The sequence below is a fragment of the Paenibacillus sp. MAHUQ-45 genome (assembly GCF_058133325.1).
This window is the reverse complement of sequence record NZ_JBYUPV010000007.1, coordinates 1-20,344: the sequence shown is the minus strand read 5'-3', so window position 1 is coordinate 20,344 and position 20,344 is coordinate 1. Positions and strand designations below refer to the sequence as shown.

Below are 20,344 nucleotides of genomic sequence, written 5' to 3'. Positions count from 1 at the left end.
ACACCTGTTTACTCGTAAGATAAGGATAGCAAGCGAATCCCTTACAAGAGAGGATGGACACCCGTGTCAACAATTCAAGAAGTGAAGATTTGGGAGAAAAGTGTCAAGATTCCTACCTATGAAGTCGGCCAGCCGGATAAGAATCCGATGTTCCTGGAAAAGCGGGTCTATCAAGGAAGTTCCGGACGCGTATATCCGCTTCCTGTCATTGATAAAATTTACGATGAGAAGGTCATGAAATCTTACCAGATGGTTTTTCTGGAAAATGAGTTCGTGCAGATCCAGATTATGCCGCAGATCGGCGGACGGATCTACCGGGCGATCGACAAAACCAATGACTATGATTTTGTCTATTATAACCAGGTTATCAAGCCTGCACTGGTCGGCCTGACCGGGCCATGGATCTCCGGTGGTATTGAGTTCAACTGGCCGCAGCATCACCGTCCAAACACCTTTGGTCCGGTGGAATACCGGCTGGAGCAGGGCGAAGATGGAAGCGCTACAGTTTGGGTCAGCGAGATTGACCGGATGAGCGGCACGAAAGTAACTGCAGGTTTTACCTTGCATCCTGGCAAGGCTTATATAGAAATTACAGCGCAGATGTACAACCGGACTCCGGAACCACAAACCTTCCTGTGGTGGGCAAATCCGGCGGTTGCCGTCAATGACCATACACAGTCTGTGTTCCCGCCAGACGTGACCGCAGTTTTTGACCACGGCAAACGCGATGTGTCGCGCTTCCCGATTGCGACTGGCACCTATTATAAGAAGGACTATTCCGAAGGTGTCGATATTTCTCGCTACAAGAATATCCCGGTACCGACCTCTTATATGGCTTACAAGTCGGACTTTAACTTCGTGGGCGGCTACGACCATGGAGTGCAGGCTGGACTATTGCATGTGGCGAACCACCACGTCTCGCCGGGTAAGAAGCAGTGGACTTGGGGTAATGGCGAATTCGGCCAGGCCTGGGACCGCAATCTGACCGATGAAGACGGCCCGTACATTGAATTGATGACAGGCGTGTTCACGGACAACCAGCCGGACTTCACATGGCTCCAGCCGTATGAAGAGAAATCCTTTAAGCAGTATTTTATGCCATATAAAGATATCGGCGTGGTCAAGAATGCTTCGATTGAAGCCGCTGTCAATCTGGAGGTGGATGAGGCAGAGCGCACAGCAACAGTGCTTGCCTATGCTACCTCGGTCTTCGAGGGTGCCGTGATTGAGCTGAAGGGCCGGAAACGTACCTATGTCTCCGATGTAGTGACACTCTCCCCGACCTCAACCTACAAGTCGGTGATCTCGCTGGACGACGGCGACCTTCCGCATGATCTTACGGTTACGGTGCGAGATGCTTCAGGAAGCTTGCTAATTGCCTACCGTCCGGCGAAGCCTTCCATTGAGCAGGTACCGGATGCGGCTAAGCCATTGCCGAAGCCGCATGAGCTGCTGACGAATGAACAACTGTATCTGGCGGGCCTGCACCTTGAGCAATATCGCCACGCGACTTTCGAGCCAGAGTCGTACTACCTCGAAGGGCTGAAGCGCGACCCGGATGATATCCGAATCAACACGGCATACGGCACGCTGCTGCTGCGCCGCGGACGTTATACCGAGGCAGAGGGACACTTCCGTACCGCAGTGAAGGCACTGACTTGGCGCAACCCGAACCCTTATGATAGCGAAGCCTATTATCAGCTCGGGATGGCCTTGAAATTGCAGAACCGGAGCGAGGAAGCCTTCGCTGCGTTCTACAAAGCTGTATGGTCCGCCGCTTGGCAGGACAGCGGATATTTCTCGCTGGCTGGCATCGCTAGCGGCCAGGGGCAATACGGTGAAGCGCTGGAGCTGGTGGAGCGTTCGCTCATCCGCAACAGCCGCAACTACAAGGCGCGCCATCTGAAGGCGGCGCTGCTACGCAGGCTGGGTAAGCCTGCGAAGGGTCTGGCCTTTGCGGAAGAGACGCTGACGCTCGATCCCGCCGACTTTGGAGCCGCCAACGAACGGTGGGCGGCACTGCTAGCGCTGGGCGAAGCCGCTCAGGCAGAAGCTGCGCTGGCTGAACTGGAGCGCTTCATGCGCGGCGATGTTCACAACACGCTGCAGCTGGCTGCCGATTATATCGGCTCCGGCTTGTATGAAGAGGCCGTGCAGGTTATGGCACGGATCGCACCGGATGCCAGCACATCGGCTTATCCGATGCTGCACTACACGCTGGCCTATGCCTACGAACAGCTTGGATCGTCCGAGCTTGCGGCAGCACATCGCCTGGCCGGCAGCCAGGCGCCTGCCGATTACTGCTTCCCGAACAGCCTGCTCGATCTGGCTGTACTGGAGAGCGCTATCGCAGCAGACTCTGCCGATGGCATGGCGAACTACTATCTGGGCAACTGGTTATATGACAAGAAGCGCCATGCGGACGCCATCGCCCGCTGGGAGGCGGCTGCGTCGCTTCAGGGCGATTTTCCAACAGTACACCGCAATCTAGCCCTGGCCTATTTCAACAAATGCAATGATCCACAGGCTGCCCTTCAGTCGCTTGAACGTGCTTTTGAATTGAACACGGCTGATGCACGCGTCTTCTATGAGCTGGATCAGCTTTACAAGAAGCTGGGTCGCCCTGCTGATTGGCGTTATGCCAAGCTAGAGGCTCATCCAGACCTCGTTAGCAAGCGTGATGATCTGTATGTGGAATTCGTAGCCTTGCTCAATGCTCTTGGGCGCCACGAAGAGGCCATTCAGGCATTGGAAACACGCCATTTCCACCCTTGGGAGGGCGGAGAAGGCAAGGTGACCGGACAGTATGTGTTCGGCCATGTGGAGCTAGGTAAGAAGAAATTGCAAGAAGGAAACTTCGAAGAAGCGGCGTCCTTACTGCTTAAGGCACGGGTCTATCCTGAGAACCTCGGGGAAGGCAAGCTGGACGGAGCGCAGGAGAATAATATCCTGTACTACCTGGGTAACGCGTACGAGGGTCTGAATAACAAAGAGCAGGCCGAATTCTACTGGAGCGCCGCTTCACAAGGTCTTGAGGAGCCTGCCGGAGCGATGTATTACAACGATCAGCCGCCAGATATGATTTTCTATCAAGGGCTGGCTTGGCAGAAGCTCCAGGTGGAGAAGGAAAGCAAACGTCGTTTCAACAAGCTGGTGGATTACGCAGAAAAGCATCTGTTCGACGAAGTGGAATTCGACTACTTTGCCGTATCACTCCCGGATTTCCTTGTCTTCGAGGATGATCTGAACAGACGGAATGAAATTCACTGCCGCTACATGCTGGGTCTCGGATTACTAGGCTTGGGACGTACAGAAGAAGCCAAGATCCGGTTCCAAGAGGTGCTGGCGCTAGAAGTCAATCATCAGGGAGCTCTGATCCATCTTAACCTGTGATAGTGGCACATAACGAACACTGACAGAATACTGTCAGGTGAATATTGGAAGAGGACTAATAGAGAAATACCAAGGGATGATCATTGACAGGACCTTCTGCGATGATCATCCCTTGGTAGTCTAGAGGGAGGGACAGCATGACACATTGGCGGGAAAGCAAAATCGAAGGCCATGACGTCTGGATTGGCGAATCAGCACTGCTCTCGGTTTGTATAGTGCCGGGGCTGGGGGCCAAAGCGGTGTCGCTACGGAACACCCGGACCGGACGGGAATGGCTATGGCGGAGTGGAAAAGCACTTGGGAATGAGGGATATGGTTCCCCCTTCCCGAATGGGGATGAGAGCGGCTGGGATGAGATGTTTCCCTGCATCGATCCCTGTGAGTATCCGCTGGAGCCTTGGCAAGGCAGGACCATCCCGGATCATGGGGAGGTCTGGTCTCTTCCGTGGGAAGCACATGGCACAGGAACCGGCCTGCACTGTCAGGTCAAAGGGGAACAGTTTCCATACCTGCTGGAGAAGACGTATTCCTTCACAGCGGATGGCACACTGCGGATAGACTATGCCGTCACGAACACATCCGCTGCACCGTTCACTTTCCTCTGGGCGGCCCATCCGCTGCTGGAGGTACATGCGGGCATGAAGCTGCATGTGCCGAATGGTCTCGATGAGATCGAGATTTCCTATTCGGCAGAGGAAAGGCTCGGCGTCTTCGGGGACAGACAGCCTTGGCCTCTGGCCCCTAGCTCTGACGGAACCGTCGATTTGAGTGTGACGGAGCCTAATGGGGGACGATTTGCCGAGAAATATTATTTCACCGGCAAGGCAGAGAGAGGATTCGCAGCGGTTAGCGATCCTGCGACCGGAGAGTCCATCACGTTCAGCTACCCTGCTGAACAGGTTCCTTACCTGGCCGTATGGGCCAATTACGGCGGATTTGGTGGCAATTATCAGCTTGCGCTGGAACCGGCCACCGGACGGATGGATCATCTCGGAGAGGCCGTGCGGCGGAACGAAGTGGCCATTGTTGCTGGCGGCGAAGTGTACCGCTGGCACCTTGAGGTGAGCCTTGTTTAAACTGGGAAATTTAATATAATAGGACAGAATAAAAGAAAAAAACAAATAGCGAGAAGAAATGAAGGGGAAGGTTTGGAACTGTAGGAGCGGAAACGTTCGCCTAAAGCTTTTCTATGGAAAGTTAGCATCGGAAGCGTATGCCTAAAAGCTTTCCATAGGAAAGTTAGCATCGGAAGCGTATGCCTAAAAGCTTTCCATAAGAAAGTTAGCATCGGAAGCGTATGCCTAAAAGCTTTCCATAGGAAAGTTAGCATCGGAAGCGTATGCCTAAAAGCTTTCTGTAGAAAAGCTAGCATCGGAAGCGTATGCCTAAAAGCTTTCTGTAGAAAAGCTAGCATCGGAAGCGTCCGCCTGAAAGCTTTCTGTAGGAAAGCTAGCATCCGAACATAGACTGTCAGCAGCAAGACGATAATCCATGGCTGTTCAAATCCAGTGCTGTCACTAGAGGCGATAAATTCCCGTTCACCAGTCGCCTTAACAGTGAACGAGAGGGCCAACTTCCCAACTAAGAGCATTTTTGTACCTTATTTTTCTTTAATATGGACGAATAAGGTAAATAAGTGCATTATTGCACCTTAATTTCCGAAAAAAACACGCTGGACGGGTATTCTGGAAGAATTAAGGTACGAAAATGCACTTAATCTCCATTAACCCTTAGATGTAGAGGATTTAAGGTACAAAAATGCCGTTAATTACACTTTGCTCCTTTTTAAATAAGCTCTCTTTTTTCTCGGCAATGTTTGTTTTTAATGCGTTCTATATAGCGAGAAGCAATGAAAGGGAAGGTTTGGAACTGTAGGAGCGGAAGCGCATGCCTGAAAGCTTTCCATAGGAAAAGCTAGCATGGGAGCGCATGCCTGGAAGCTTTCCTTAGGAGAAGCTGGCATCGGGAGCGCATGCCTGGAAGCTTTCCATAGGAGAAGCTCGCACCCGTAAGCATAAACTTACTGGGTTTCAACCGCTAGAAGCGGTTTATAAAGAAGAAATCTGGGGACAACAGCGGCCGAAAGTCCAAACATTTACCGTAGTGACGATCGCGCCTTACGTTCGGATCTGACGTTCCGATCTTACGTTCGGATCTACGTTCCGATCTTACGTTCAGCTCTGAAGTTCGGATCTTATATTCCGATCTAAAGTTCGTCTTATATAATAGGAAAGAATAGAAGAAAAAGCTCAATTTATACAGCAGGAGGAACACAGGGATGATCAGATGGCTGTTTATGAACCGGAGCATCCGGACCAAAATCGTATGGAGCAATATGGTGATTTCCCTCGTCCCCCTGCTGATTTTGTCCTATCTGTTCTACCAGACAAGCACCAGTTCGCTGGAGCAGGCGATGATTCGCAGCTCTGACCAGAATGCTGAATATGTGTCGGATAATCTGGATCAGTATTTTCGTAATCTATCGACCTCGGCACTCCAGGTTTACGGCTTCAAGCGGGTCATTGACCTGATGGAGAATGGAACGAACTATAGTGATGCTAACATTATGGACATCAGGGAGTCGCTGGCGGGATACTATCGACTTGTGGTCAGCAATAATGCTGATATTATCAAGATTACCGTGCTTGGAAGTGATAACACCGTTCAGGACAGCTGGTCCAGAGCCGATAGCTACAATGTCATTGCCCTGAACGATCAGGTTCCCCATTATCGGGAGATTCCTGATCTGCCTTTTCAGCACTCCCTGATGTTCACTTATACGGATCCTGTGATTGAGCAGGATCTTTTTGTGTATGCGATGACCATATACGATCCGTTCTATAAGAAGAAGTTCGGCTCCTTGCTCTTTTATGTGAAGGGCAAAGACTTCTATAAGAAAATGGAAAAGTATAATCGCGCGCCGAATGTGATCGTTTTGCAGAATGAGCGTGGAGAGACCTTTTACCGAACCAGTGATGCTTATGCCGGGGAGGTCAAGCCCTACATCCGTCCGGAGCGGATGATCGACAGCCATGCACACCAGCTGCATTTTTCGCAAAACCGTGAATTGCTGACCAGCACTTCCTACCTGGATCATGCCAACGTCGGGCTGAGCATCCTTTATCCTAGTACAGAGCTGGCCGATAACCGTAGGAACACGCTGCGAATTACTATCATTGTACTTGTACTGGTCATGCTCGTCATTGCAGGTTTCTCTCTGCTGGCACAGCAGTTCATCACGAGACCGATTCAATATCTCGGCAAAGCGATGCGCGCCGTCCGGAGAGGGAAATTCAACACCACACTGAAGCCCAATCGCTGGCATGATGATTTGTCAGAGCTGATGGCGAACTTTAACTTCATGACAGAGAAGATTCAGGAACTGATCGAGAAGGAGTATAAAATGCAGCTGCGGAACAAGGAAGCCCAGTTTCTGGCGCTGCAAATGCAGATTAATCCGCATTTTCTGTATAACACATTGCAGACGATCGGTGGCAAAGCGGTGCTGATCGGGGATTATGAGATTCATGAGATGTGCCGTGCCCTTGGGGATATGTTCCGCTACAGCTTCTATGAAGGCAATATGGAATCGACATTGGGTCAAGAACTGGCACACCTGAACAACTATTTGTACATCCAGCAGCTGCGATTCGAGGAATCGCTAAAGACGGAGTTTGAGGTGCAGTCGGAACTGATGGATTGCTCGATGATTCGTTTTATGCTCCAGCCGATCATGGAGAATACCACCATGCATGCCTTGGGCCAAGAGGATCATCATCGACTGTTGATCAGTGTGACTGCGGTGCGGGAGGGGGAGGATGTGCTGATTGTCATCCGCGATAACGGGACGGGTATGACGGAAGAGAAGCTGGCTGAGCTGCAAGCTGCACTTGCCAATCCTGTTACGGAAGTGTTCTCGGGTGTATCCATTGGACTGAGGAATGTCCATGAGCGGATTCGGATATTCTATGGCCCCCCTTACGGTCTTACGGTGGATAGCAGGCTAGGTGAGGGAACGACGGTGAAGATCACGATTCCATATAGAAAAGCGGGGGCTAAGCATGTATAAAGTGATGGTCGTAGACGATGAACTATGGGGCCGCAGGGCGATCAGCAAGATGATCAGCGAACTGAATCTGGATGCCCGGGTCATCGCAGAAGCTAGACATGGGGAAGAGGCACTTAAGCTGATCGGTGTCAGTAAGCCGCATATTGTGGTTACCGACATGAACATGCCAGTTATGGATGGACTGCAATTTCTGGAGCATCTTCATGAGCATCACAGTGATATCCGGGTGATTGTGATCAGCGGGTATTCCCAGTTCGAGTACTTGCGGGCGGCTATTCGTTATCAGGCCTGTGAGTATTTGCTCAAGCCGGTGTCTCTCGGCGATCTGCGCAGCGCGATGATCAAGGCGGCGGAACTTAGCCGCACATACAGGAGTCTTCAGCAGCAGAAAAAAGAAGCCGTGGATTTGCTCAAGCTGAAGCGGAGCGCTTTTCTGCAAAATGTCACCGGAGAAAGGATCACCAATCCATCAGACATCCTTAAGCATCAGGAGGAATTGCAGATTCCTCTTGGGATGGAGCATTCCCGGCTGGTAGTGATGATGTTCCGGCAGTTTCAGGAGACAGCCCGTACCCGATTTCACGGCAATGCCGATCTGCTGATGTTCAGCATTGAGAACATTTTGCATGAGCTACTCCAGGATGAACTGGCACTGGTCTACAAATCAGATGATCGATTGCGGATTTGTCTAGTACTGAAGGAATCGCTATCGGACGAGGCGCAGGGGCCTACCTGGTTATCGGAGTTCCACAGGGCTGTTCACCGGATGCTGAAGCTGGAGGTTTGTGCCGGACTTAGTCCGTCTTTCAGTGAGCTGGCGGAGTTACCGCATATGTTCCGTGCTGCGAATAAAGCCATCGGGGGAGCCCGGTTGCATGATTCCGGGTGCAGCCTGTACCTGGCAGAGGATCACGCCGAGGTCCAGAACGTCGGTCTTCTAACTTCCTTTGATTTGCAGGCTCTCCGGCAAGCGGTGGCCTCTGGTAATGTGAAGGAGGTCCGGGAGCTACTGCAGATTTATTTGACAAAGGTGGCTGGAAACGGAGTTATCACGGTTAGTGAGGTTCAGCAGGAGCTGGTGCGGATCATGGATGTGGCGGTCTCGGAGCTGAAGTTAATGGCATCGGCTCGTCCTACGGTTTTTGATCCCCAGTACATCACAGGTATTATGGATAGCACAGAGGTCACCTTGCTGCTGGGACGCTGGCTGGAGGCGATTGAGGAATACAGTACGGACCGTAACGAATCCGAATCGATCCAGATGATTCAGAGCATCGCGGATTTTTTGGATGCCCATTACTTTGAAGATATTAGTCTGATTGATGTTGCAACAAGGTTTCACATGGACCCGAGCTATCTAAGCAAGCTGTTCAAGACGGTGACCGCGGAGAATTTTATCGAATATCTGACCCGTAGACGGATGGAGAAGGCGTGTGAGCTGCTGCGTGCTTCTGACCGGAAGATCAGCGATATCTCTGAGCTAGTGGGTTACGAGAATCAGCGTTATTTTAGCCAAGTGTTCAAAAAAAGCACAGGACAGACACCCTCGGAATATCGGGACAGCCATCTCCAGCAGAACTGATTACAAAAAATTGAACATTCGTTGCACCATTTATTTTATTACGATTGCTCCCGGAAGCAGGTAGGATAAAAGCAGGACATAAAAGAGCTAGCGTCCAACGCTTGAACTAGATGAAGGGGGAATTACGTTGAAAAAATGGATGTCCATCAGTCTTGGTGTCATGCTGCTGAGTACCTTGCTATCCGCTTGTGGTGGAGGAAATAACACGCCGTCTGCTGGCGGGAATGCCGAAGGCGCTCCTAGCAGTGGGGGCAATAAGTCGTCTGAACAACCGGTGACAATTAAGTTTATGCACTTCAAGAGCGATTTTACCGATCAAATTGCCAAGATTGTAGAGCAGTTCGAGAGCGAAAATCCTAATATCAAGGTCGAAATACAGCCAGTCAAATACGATGATTACTATACCCTGCTTAAAACCAAGCTGGCAGGCGGTGACGTCATTGACGTCTTTACGCTAAATGCTGGTTTCAATACGCAGCTCTTTGCGGATGGCGGTTATCTGACAGATCTTACGGGCCAGCCTTTTTTGAACAACTTTGATGAAAGCGTAGTCAAAGGCCAGGCGACAGGTGGCAAGAATTACGTGATGCCGCTGAACGCGAACCCGATTGCAGTGTTCTATAACAAAAAAATCTTCAAGGATCTGGGCCTTGAGGTTCCGAGAACCTATGATGCTCTGATCGCAGCCGCTGAGAAGATCAAAGCAGAGGGTAAAACTCCGTTCGCCCTCGGCTGGAAAGACGGATGGACGATGACCATGTGGAATACCCGCGATCTGCCGAGCAACAGTGCCTTGGTAGAAGGTCAGCCAGACTTCTTCGAGAAGATAGAGAAAGGTCAGGCGAAGTTCGCGGACAATCCTGCGGTAAAAACAACAATAGAGCATGCCGCGAAGCTGTTTGAGCTCGGTAACAAGGATCAACTTGGTGTGGATTATAACGGCGCTGTCGATCTTTTTGCCAAAGGAAATGTCGGTATGATGTATATGGGCACTTGGCCACTCCCGGATATCGAGAAAAAGAATCCTGATCTGTACAACAATGACTTGGGCTACTTCCCGTATCCCTTCAGCAACGATGAGAGTCTGAACAAGTTGGACTTTAACGCAGACGCGTCACTGGCTATCGGCAGCAAGACCGAGCACAAGGAAGCTGCGCTTAAATTCCTGGAATTCATGTCCAGCAAAGAGGGCGGGGATGCCTGGGTAGAGAACATCAAATCCTTAAGCTATGTTAAGGGAACTTCTACCGATATTGCCCCGGCCATCAAGGATTTGCAATCGTACTTCGATAATGGTCAGACCTATGATTCCCAGCTTTATTTGGCGAAGACGACGATTGACTGGCGGGCTCCATTCGATCAGAATCTGCAAAATCTGTTCTTTAAGAAAGTCACACCGGATCAGATTATTTCCAATATGGACGACTGGTTGAGCAAGAACCATAAATAGCGCTCAGTAGACAAAGAAACGTGGGGGAAGGCACAGAGACATGTGCTGTGCTTTCCGCCTGCGTGAAGAAAGGATATGAGACTTATGGGGAATCTCCAGCGGGCCATTCGGAAAGAGATGTGGTACCTTCTTTTTATTGTGCCGGGCATTTGTCTGTTTATTATGGCGGTTGTCATTCCGCTGATTATGGGAGCGCGATACTCCTTCACGAACTGGGATGGCGTGTCCAATAAGTTCGCTTTTATCGGCTGGGCTAATTATGTAAAAGCGTATCAGGACCCCGGCTTCTGGGCGGCCCTTGGCAATACAGCCAAATACGCGCTCATACTGACGCTGCTTGTGAATGTGTTCTCTCTGTTGCTTGCGCTGGTGCTGGATGCTTTTCTGCCGCTGCGCAATGTATTTCGGACGATCTTTTTTCTGCCGAGTGTGATTTCGATCGTTCTGTCGGGGTTTATCTGGAGCTATAACTACAGCACGGGGATTCCCCAACTGCTGAGCCACTTCGGACTGGATGTCACAAGTCCACTCGGCAATCCTGATTATGCCTTGTTCGGGTTGATTCTTGTGGCGCTGTGGCAGGGGATTGGCTCGCCGATGATCATCTATATTGCCGGTCTGCAAGGCATCCCACAGGAACTCAGCGAAAGCGCCAAGATTGACGGTGCAGGGGTGTGGAAGTCCTTCCGTCATATCACCTTCCCTTTGCTTGCTCCTTCAGTTACCATTAATTTGCTTCTGGTGCTAACCGGGTCGCTGAAGGTATTTGATCTGGTCTTTGTAACTACGAACGGGGGTCCCGGCTTCGCCACTGAGGTCGTGTCCACATATATCTACAGAACGTCCTTCTCTTCCTTCCAGGGCGGATACGGGATGGCGTTGTCCATGATGTTCTTCCTGATCTTGGTGATCGTTACGGTTGTGCAAATGTCCATTTCCCGCAGACGGGAGGTGGAGATGTAATGAAAAAGACGCGAATTGCGGTCTTTGTACTAGTTTTGGTATTGGCGTTGATTTTTTTGTTTCCTTTATATATTGCGGTATTGATGTCGGTCAAAACGGCCAAGCAAACCTTTGATTCTTTTTATGCTCTGCCGTCCAGCCTTGACTTTTCTAATTATCTACACGCTTGGCAAACTTCGAAATTCCCGGTGGCGATTAGCAACAGTCTTATCATCACGGGCTTATCTGTGGTGCTGATTGTGCTGGTATCTGCCTTAGCTGGTTATTCGATCGCAAGAAGGAATAAGCCTCTTTATAACATCATATTTCTGCTGTTTCTCTCGGGAATGATGATTCCGTTTCAGGTGACGATGCTACCCTTGTATAAGCTTGGAAAAACCTTGAACATGCTCAATACGCATTGGGGTATTATCCTGATCTACGGTGGCTTTGGGATCCAGATGGGTGTGCTGTTCTATACAGCTTTTATCAAGCAAATCTCGCGGGAAATCGAAGAAGCGGCGACCATTGACGGCTGCTCTACGCCGGGAATCTTCTTTCGGGTGATCCTTCCCTTGTTAAAGCCGGTGACGGCAACGGTAGTTGTGTTGAACGCTTTGTACATCTGGAATGATTTCCTGCTGCCTTTGCTTTATTTGCAGGATAATCAATATCGGACCATTCCGCTACAGCAGTATTTCTTCTTCGGTCAATACAGCAGTGATCTGAACCTGGCGTTCGCTTATGCCGTTATGGGGATGATCCCGGTCATCGTCTTCTTCCTGCTGATGCAGAAATTTATCATTAAGGGGATCGCTGCGGGTGCAGTTAAAGGATAACCTGATAAGTGAATGGAGTGTTTTACGTTGGCGATTCAGTATTTGGAACAGGAACGAATTTTTGAAATCCGGATGAAGCAATCCTCTTATATCTTGGGCATTAATGAAAAAGGTAATGTACAGCACCTGTACTGGGGCGAGCCAGTAGAGGCCCGGGACTGCGTGGGCCTGCTTGCCCTGCGCACCCACAGCTCCTTCGACGCCGATTTGAACGGCGAAATGGAGGAGTACGGTGGCTGGGGAGGCACCAGCTATACCGAGCCTTGCCTGAAAGTGAAATTCGGCGATAGTGTCCGTGACCTGAAGCTGCAATACAGTGGGCATGAGATTGTCAGCGACAATGAACTGGTGATCATTCTGACCGATGCCTATTATTCGTTGCGGGTGGAGGTCTGCTATAAGGCAGTTGTTCAACATGATCTGGTCGAAAGAGTTGTGAAGGTCAAGAATGAAGAAGATCTGCCTGTAAGTATTAACCAGGTCATGGCTGCGGCGTGGTCGATCCCAGTATTGCCTGCTTACCGGATGACCCATGTCACAGGCCGCTGGTCCGGAGAATACCAGCTCCGTTCCCAGCCGCTAACCGAGGGCAAGAAGGTACTGGAATCCAGAAGAGGATTCACTGGACCGCATGCCAATCCGTGGTTCGCGATTGATGGTGGCCAAGCGAACGAGACCCAAGGCAAGGTCTGGTTCGGCGCCTTGGGTTGGAGCGGCAACTGGAAGATTGTCGCAGAGAAGTCCAGCTTCGGTCGACTGCGTATCGTCGGCGGGATCAATGATTTTGACAGCTCGTTCCTACTGGCGCCGGGAGAGAGCTACACCTCGCCGGTCTTTACAGGGGGGTTCGTTGCGAACGGATTCGGACAAATGAGCCGTAATCTGCATCGCTACCAAAGCGAATGCATTCTTCCTGGGTCGCGGATCAGAAGGGTGCTTTACAACTCTTGGGAAGCGACGGAGTTCGCTGTAACTGCCGAAGGCCAAACGGTACTGGCCCGGCAGGCGGCCCGAATGGGCACAGAGCTGTTCGTCGTGGATGACGGCTGGTTCGGTGGCCGGAACAGTGACCGGGCAGGTCTCGGAGATTGGACTGTGAACCCGGAGAAGTTCCCGCTTGGCCTACAGGACCTAATTGATGAAGTGAAAGGGCTGGGTATGGATTTCGGACTATGGGTAGAGCCGGAATCCGTCAACCCGGACAGCGATCTTTACCGACAGCATCCGGATTGGGTCTATCAGTTCCCGAACCGTGAAGGGACATTGCTCCGCAATCAGCTGCTATTGAATCTGGGCATGCCGGAGGTTAAAGCTTTCGTGCTTGATTTTATGACCGAGCTGCTGAGCAGCTACGACATTTCCTTCATTAAATGGGATATGAACCGCACGATCACAGAGCCAGGGGTGCTGCCGCTGAAAGAGCATGAGGGCCAATCCGTATGGATCAAGCATGTGGATCACCTGTATGAGATTTGGGCTGAGCTGAGACGCCGCTTCCCACAGGTGGAATTCGAGACCTGCGCTGGTGGTGGTGCACGGATCGACCATGGCATTCTGCGCTTCGCTGACCAAGCCTGGATCAGCGACAATACAGATGCCCGCGACCGCTTGACCATCCAGGAGGGCTTCACTTATGCCTATAGCCCATCCGTCATGATGTGCTGGGTGACCGAATCACCGCATGGCATGAACGGCAGAAATCTGCCGCTCTCGTTCCGCTTCCACAGTGCTATGATGGGCGGCCTTGGCATCGGAGCTAATATCGGCAACTGGTCCGATGAGGAAATTTCAGAAGCCGGGCGGTATGTGCAGCTGTATAAAGACATTCGCCATATCATCACAGAGGGAAGTCTGTACCGGCTATCCTCATTCCGTGAAGGCGATATTGCAGCCAGCCAGTACATCAGCCATGACGGACAGGAGAGCGTGGTCTTCGCCTTCCAGCAGGCCCAGTATTTCGGTTCCGCGGAGAAAAGACTGCCCCTGCAAGGGCTTGACCCGAACGCCGTATATCTCGTACAAGATGAGAAGGGCGAAGCCGGTATGACATGGCATGGCTCCAGCCTGATGAACCTTGGACTGCCGCTGACCTTGCAAGGCGATTATGCCAGTCAGTTGTTCCGCTTGACGCGCCAGTCGTAACGGATAGATATTTGGTAAAAGCATGGACAGCTCAGCTGGCAAAATCGTTGCCGTCAGCAGTTTCGAAAAAAGAAGCGTCTCCCGATTCTTGATCGGGGGACGCTTCTTTGCGTTATAGTGGTCGGTTTCCTGACCGGATTAACAGTTGCTATATTACAAGTTGTGATCTAGTCCATCCACTGGCTGAGAGATAACTGATTACATCTGAATGCTGGATTTCTGTAGATTGCGGGAGGTCCAATAGCTGTTCGATTGTCGGGTGAATTGAAGGGCAGGAGAAGTGTACCTAGGTTTCTCAATTGTACCTTTCGGCCAAGGAGGGAACACGGTAAGATCGAAACATAGAAAGCGCTAACAATACAAAGCGCAATTGTTCAGTCGGCAGGGGAGGGGTAGAGTTGTTACATAAAGCGCAGCAGTTGATTCCGGAAAGCGAACTGTGGACATGAGGTAGACCAATTTTTTTTGAAAAGAACATACTGCTGCTTATCCTATCGTACTTATGTATCGCAAATCGCAAATCTATCCGTAACTATTGTAACGAACTAAACCCAGCCTGTTATCCCAATACATAACGCCAGCTTGGGTAGATAATCTATCAACCGTGAAGGAATGAATAAAAGATGGCCAAGAATGCAAAGACAAAATCGGGATTTCCTTATGTTTTTACAGTAATTGCAATTAGCGTGCTTATTCTTGCCGGAGCGCTAATATTTCTGAAAGGCTCGGGCACAAGCTCCGATCTGAAGGGGCTGCCTAACTACACGGAAATCAAAGGGGATTATGACGCAAAAGGTCTGAAATATGAGAAGCAGCCCCATCTGGGCAGCCCGGACGCCAAGGTCAAAGTCATTGAATTTGCGGACTTTAAGTGCCCGGCGTGTAAAAAGTGGAAGCAGATGTATTTTGAACGTTTTCAACAAGAGTTTATCGAGACCGGCAAGGTGGAGTTTTTCTTCATAAACTATGCTTTTATTGATCGTGATTCCATTATGGCCGCCAGTGCAGGGGAAGCCATTGCTGCCCAGAACAACGATAAATTTTGGGAGTTCATGAGCAAGCTTTATGACCACCAGGGCGATGAGACCCAGATTTGGGCAACCCCCAAGTTTTTGAAGGATTTCGTTAAGGAGAACATCAGCGGTATCGATTATGACCGGTTTGCCAAGGACCTGGATGATCATACGTATATGCTTCCGGTAAAAGAAGACTTCAAAACAGGAGCGAACTACGGCGTGAATGGAACTCCACAGTTTATGGTGAATGGCAAGCTGTTGCAGGGTGCTTCCTATGAGCAACTGGCAGCGGCTATTGAAGCGGAGCTTGCCGGGGCACGTTAAAAGAATAAGATTCATCACAAAGTTGGAATTAAGGATATAAGGGCATTATTGTGGTTTATCTTGGGGAAAACAAATTGCAGAGTATGATTTAGAAGAATTAATGTACAAAAATGCTCTTAATTGAATCATGCCCTTAGGTACAGCCGATTTAAGGTGCAAAAACGCAGTTATTTAGACTTCATAAGCGTATGGTGTAATTTTACTCTCACCTAAATTCAGCGGTTGACCTGCGAACAGCAAAGCGAAGGGATTATAGGGATTCTGAAGAAACAGAGAGCCCTTTGATCCATAGTTTCTGCACTTCAATGGTCGGCCGCTGTTTTTGTTTTAATCAAAATCCACGCCATCCCCGATTTTGCCCATTCTATTTCTCAAATCATCCATCCCCCTGGCTCAAAATCACCATCCAAATTCAGTTTTTGACCATATCGCCAGCCCTCCATATTCATTATTCTGTGGAAGAGATGCATCTCACCACCATAACCTAAAGTAGCGGAGGTCATGTAATGAAAAAATGGTTATCTTCTGTGCTGGTTCTCATGATGCTGGGGACGTCGCTGGCCGCGTGTTCTTCCAAAGAAGAGACGGCAACGAACAGCAAAAACACAGAGTCAACGAATGATACGGAAACAAGCAGTAAAGCAGTGACCTATCCCATCAAGACAGACAAGAAGCTCACCTATTGGGGAGAAATCAACGGCAACTTAATCGGGGTTGCAGCGACGCATGAAGATGTTCCTTTTTTTAGAGATTGGCAAAAGCAAACCGGAGTACCGCTTAAGTTTACCGCCCCGCCGACCGGACAGGTGAAGGAAGCACTGAACGTGATGCTGGCTTCCGGTGATTTGCCGGATATGATTGAATACAACTTTTTGGGCGACTTTCCAGGGGGGCCTGAGAAAGCGATTAATGATGGATACATTCTGAAGCTGAACGATCTTATTGACAAGCACGCCCCGAATCTGAAGAAATACTTACAGGACAATCCTGATGTGGACAAAATGGTGAAGACCGACAGCGGTAGCTATTATGCCTTCCCGTTTGTGCGGGGTGACGATTTCCTGCGGGTGTTCCAGGGACCCATTATCCGTCAGGACTGGCTGGATGAACTAGGTCTTCCGGTACCGGAAACTATCGACGACTGGACCAAGACACTAACGGCGTTCAAGGAGAAAAAAGGCGCCAAGGCTCCTTTTGCAGTCGTAAGCAAACCGCGTTTCTTCAATGAATCTGGTAACGGTGCTTTTCTGGGTGCCTTCGGCGTGACGCGTGGCTTCTATCAGGAGGATGGCAAGATTAAGTTTGGTCCTTCTGAAAGCGGATTCAAAGAATACCTGAAGCTGTTCCGTCAGTGGTATGCCGATGGCCTGATCGATAAGAATATAGCAACCGCTGATTCCAAGGCATTGGACGGCAACATGGCCTCCGGCGCAACCGGCGCATCTGTAGGTAACGCAGGCGGAGGGATTGGCAAATGGCAGCCGCTCGTGGAGGGCAATGACCCGAAAGCCGTGCTGGTCGCTGCACCATACCCGGTTTTGAACAAGGGAGAAACTCCGAAGTTCGGTCAAAAGCATCAAGCGTACGCTTCTGAAGGAACGGTCGCTATCTCGACTTCTGCTAAGGACCCTGTCCTGGCTGTAGAAATGCTGGATTACGGCTATAGCGAGGAAGGCCGACTGTTCTTTAACTTCGGGACAGAAGGCGTCAGCTATAACATGGAAGACGGTTATCCGAAATATACCGACCTGCTGATGAAAAATCCTGACAAGCTGGCTCCGGCACAAGCCATTTCGATGTATGCCCGCGGCAGCTATAACGGTCCATTCATTCAGGACAAACGGTATGCTGAGCAATTTTTTGCCCTGCAGACCCAGCGTGATGCAGTAGGCATTTGGAAGAACACAGATGCAGCCAAGTACAGCCTGCCACCGATCACACCGACACCAGAGGAAAGCTCCGAATACGCAACGATTATGAATGATATCAACACGCTGGTGGATGAGATGACGCTGAAGATTATTTTGGGTCAAGAGCCGATTGATAAGTACGAAAGCTATGTGGACAAAATGAATTCGCTGCATCTGGACCGCGCTATTGCTATTCAGCAGGCCGCACTGGATCGTTACAAAGCACGTTAAGGGAGGAAGACAGGACCAGAGGAGTAACGAAGTAGCGGAGAAGGCAAGGAGACGGGATGGCAGGAAGACAAGGAGACAAGGAGAGCAAGAGGGCACCCGCCCTCTCTCTCAATTTGGATTTGAGGTGAGACAACCCTATGGCAAAAACACAGACCGTACCGGGCAGCAAAACCATCCAGCCTGCGAAGGGCACCAGCCGCTTTGCCCGGGATTTTAAACTCAACAAATATCTGTATCTTATGATGATCCCTGTGATCGCCTATTATCTGATCTTCCACTATGCCCCGATGTACGGGGCGCTCATCGCCTTCAAGGAATATTCCCCTATGAAGGGGATTCTGGGCAGCGACTGGGTCGGACTAAAGCATTTTCAAGATTTTTTCAACAGCTATTATTTCTGGCGGATATTGAAAAATACAATCGTCATCAGCCTGTATTCGCTGATCTTTGAGTTTCCCGCACCCATCATCCTGGCGCTTCTGATCAACGAGGTGCGCAGCAAATCCTTCAAGCGGGTAGCGCAGACGATTACCTATATGCCTTATTTTATTTCACTTGTGGTCATTTGCGGGATTATTACCGACTTCACGAATGCAGATGGCATTATCAACACTTTGTTCACTTATTTTGGCTATGACGGCCAGGCCATGCTGCAAAAGCCGGAGCTGTTCCGTCCCATCTATATCCTGTCAGAGATCTGGCAGCGGATCGGCTGGGAGTCGATTATTTATATTGCAGCGCTAATGAGCATCGATGTGGAGCAATACGAAGCGGCCCGTATGGACGGTGCCAGCCGGCTGAAGCAGATGTTTTACATCACATTGCCAGGGATTTTACCTACCATCTCTATCATGCTTATTCTGCGAATGGGGAACCTGCTCAATGTCGGCTTCGAAAAAATCATTCTGCTCTACAACCCGATCACATACGAGACAGCCGATGTTATATCATCCTTTGTCTACCGGAAGGGTCTACTTGAATTCGGCTGGAGCTACAGCTCTGCCGTAGGTTTGTTTAATTCAGTAATCAATCTGGCGCTGCTGGTTACTGCGAATTATGTAAGTCGCAAAGTGAACAAAAACAGCTTGTGGTGAGGTGAAACCCATGAAGGAAGAAAGCTCTGTTTTCGATAAAATTTTTTATGCCGGCATCTATGTGTTTCTGACATTTCTTGTTGTGGTCACACTGTACCCGTTGCTGTATGTGCTGTTCGCTTCCTTTAGCGACTCCGGTCAGCTGATGGTACATAAGGGTATTCTGTGGCGGCCGCTCGGTATTAATTTTGATGCTTATAAAAGCGTGCTGGCCAACTCCGGCATCCTGACCGGGTACCGCAATACGATGTTCATCGTGGTAGCCGGCCTTGCCGTTAACCTCGTGATGACAGCGTTGGGCGCCTATGTGCTCTCCCGCAAAAACGTGCTGTGGAATAATGCCTTCATGGTGCTGATTATTTTTACGATGTTTTTTAATGGCGGACTGATTCCATTGTATCTTGTCGTCAAAGGGGTGGGGCTGCTAGATTCGCTGTGGTCGACCATCATTCCTTTTGCGATCAGCACGTTCAATTTGATCATTATGCGTACAGCCTTTATGGGCATTCCGGACAGTTTGGAGGAGTCGGCGAAAATCGACGGGGCGAACCATTTCACCATACTGTTCCGGATTATCATTCCTCTCTCCATGCCGGTCATCGCTGTGATGATTCTGTATTATGCGGTAGATAAATGGAATGGCTGGTTCTATGCCTCTGTATTTATCAAGAGCCGGGAGCTGTATCCGCTGCAGCTGGTACTTCGCGAGATTCTGATCGCCAACTCCACAGACAGCATGTCCGCCGGAGCCAGCGCCGGAGATCGTCAGCAGATCGGTGAGACGATCAAATACGCGACAATTATGGTAGCTACGATCCCGATTCTGTGTGTATATCCGTTCGTGCAGCGCTTTTTCGTCAAGGGTGTCATGGTAGGTTCGTTGAAAGGGTGAGCGGAGGCGGGGAGTTGGCGATAGTAAAGTGGGATAGGCAAGTAAGGGTAGGCAAGGTAAGGAAAGAGCGGAGAGGAAGGTAGGGAAGTAGCTTCGAAGCTCCGAAGCTACTCGAACAGCGCCCAAGTTACTCAAGGTGTTCCGAAGCTACTTGATCAGCGCCTAAACTACTCGATCTTCGCCTGAGTTACTCAAGTTGCTCTGAAGCTACTTGATCAGCGTCCAAGTTACTCAAGCTGCTCTGAAGCTACGATCAGTGCCCAAGTTACTCAAGCTGCTCCTAGGCTACTCCGATGTAAATAAAGGCATTTTTGTACCTTAATTGTGTTGAAATGGATGATTTGAGCAAAATAAGTGCATTTTTGGACCTCTGTCAAGAAAGTGGACAGTCACGCAACGGATTTTTTAGTAAATTGCTGTGCAAAGCGAGCGGGAGAGAGATACCCTAGCGCACCGTGCA

The 20,344-nt window shown here is 50.1% G+C and carries 12 protein-coding genes; all 12 read left to right on the top strand.

Features of this window, described 5'->3' with window-relative positions:
- Positions 1 to 63: 63 nt before the first annotated feature.
- Complete coding sequence (locus tag AC3Y23_RS16060) at positions 64 to 3,393, top strand: DUF5107 domain-containing protein (protein WP_379200655.1); 3,330 nt, start codon at positions 64 to 66, stop codon at positions 3,391 to 3,393.
- A 137-nt stretch (positions 3,394 to 3,530) separates the two neighbouring features.
- Positions 3,531 to 4,469, top strand: a complete 939-nt coding sequence (locus AC3Y23_RS16055; protein ID WP_379200653.1) for an aldose epimerase family protein — start codon at positions 3,531 to 3,533, stop codon at positions 4,467 to 4,469.
- A gap of 1,202 nt (positions 4,470 to 5,671) precedes the next feature.
- On the top strand, positions 5,672 to 7,462 hold the full coding sequence (locus tag AC3Y23_RS16050) for a sensor histidine kinase (protein ID WP_379200651.1): 1,791 nt from the start codon (positions 5,672 to 5,674) through the stop codon (positions 7,460 to 7,462).
- Positions 7,455 to 9,044 carry a response regulator transcription factor gene (locus AC3Y23_RS16045; RefSeq protein WP_379200649.1) on the top strand — a complete coding sequence of 530 codons (1,590 nt, stop codon included), beginning with the start codon at positions 7,455 to 7,457 and terminating at the stop codon, positions 9,042 to 9,044. Before AC3Y23_RS16050 ends, AC3Y23_RS16045 begins: the two co-directional genes overlap by 8 nt.
- A gap of 127 nt (positions 9,045 to 9,171) precedes the next feature.
- On the top strand, positions 9,172 to 10,494 hold the full coding sequence (locus AC3Y23_RS16040) for an ABC transporter substrate-binding protein (RefSeq protein ID WP_379200647.1): 1,323 nt from the start codon (positions 9,172 to 9,174) through the stop codon (positions 10,492 to 10,494).
- 84 nt (positions 10,495 to 10,578) lie between these two features.
- Complete coding sequence (locus tag AC3Y23_RS16035; RefSeq protein WP_379200645.1) at positions 10,579 to 11,457, top strand: carbohydrate ABC transporter permease; 879 nt, start codon at positions 10,579 to 10,581, stop codon at positions 11,455 to 11,457.
- Positions 11,457 to 12,275 (top strand): carbohydrate ABC transporter permease, encoded by an 819-nt coding sequence (locus AC3Y23_RS16030; RefSeq protein ID WP_379200642.1) that lies wholly within the window; start codon positions 11,457 to 11,459, stop codon positions 12,273 to 12,275. Before AC3Y23_RS16035 ends, AC3Y23_RS16030 begins: the two co-directional genes overlap by 1 nt.
- Positions 12,276 to 12,287: 12 nt before the next feature.
- Positions 12,288 to 14,417: an alpha-galactosidase gene (locus tag AC3Y23_RS16025; RefSeq protein ID WP_379200640.1), complete on the top strand. Its 2,130-nt coding sequence runs from the start codon at positions 12,288 to 12,290 to the stop codon at positions 14,415 to 14,417.
- A 623-nt stretch (positions 14,418 to 15,040) separates the two neighbouring features.
- On the top strand, positions 15,041 to 15,757 hold the full coding sequence (locus AC3Y23_RS16020; protein WP_379200638.1) for a DsbA family protein: 717 nt from the start codon (positions 15,041 to 15,043) through the stop codon (positions 15,755 to 15,757).
- A gap of 506 nt (positions 15,758 to 16,263) precedes the next feature.
- The gene (locus tag AC3Y23_RS16015; protein ID WP_379200636.1) at positions 16,264 to 17,898 is read left to right on the top strand and encodes a type 2 periplasmic-binding domain-containing protein; all 1,635 of its coding nucleotides are present in this window, start codon (positions 16,264 to 16,266) and stop codon (positions 17,896 to 17,898) included.
- A 137-nt stretch (positions 17,899 to 18,035) separates the two neighbouring features.
- Complete coding sequence (locus AC3Y23_RS16010) at positions 18,036 to 18,992, top strand: ABC transporter permease (RefSeq protein ID WP_379200634.1); 957 nt, start codon at positions 18,036 to 18,038, stop codon at positions 18,990 to 18,992.
- Positions 18,993 to 19,002: 10 nt separating this feature from the next.
- A complete protein-coding gene (locus AC3Y23_RS16005; protein ID WP_379200632.1) occupies positions 19,003 to 19,884 on the top strand; it encodes a carbohydrate ABC transporter permease in 882 nt (293 codons plus the stop codon).
- The last annotated feature ends 460 nt before the right edge of the window (positions 19,885 to 20,344 follow it).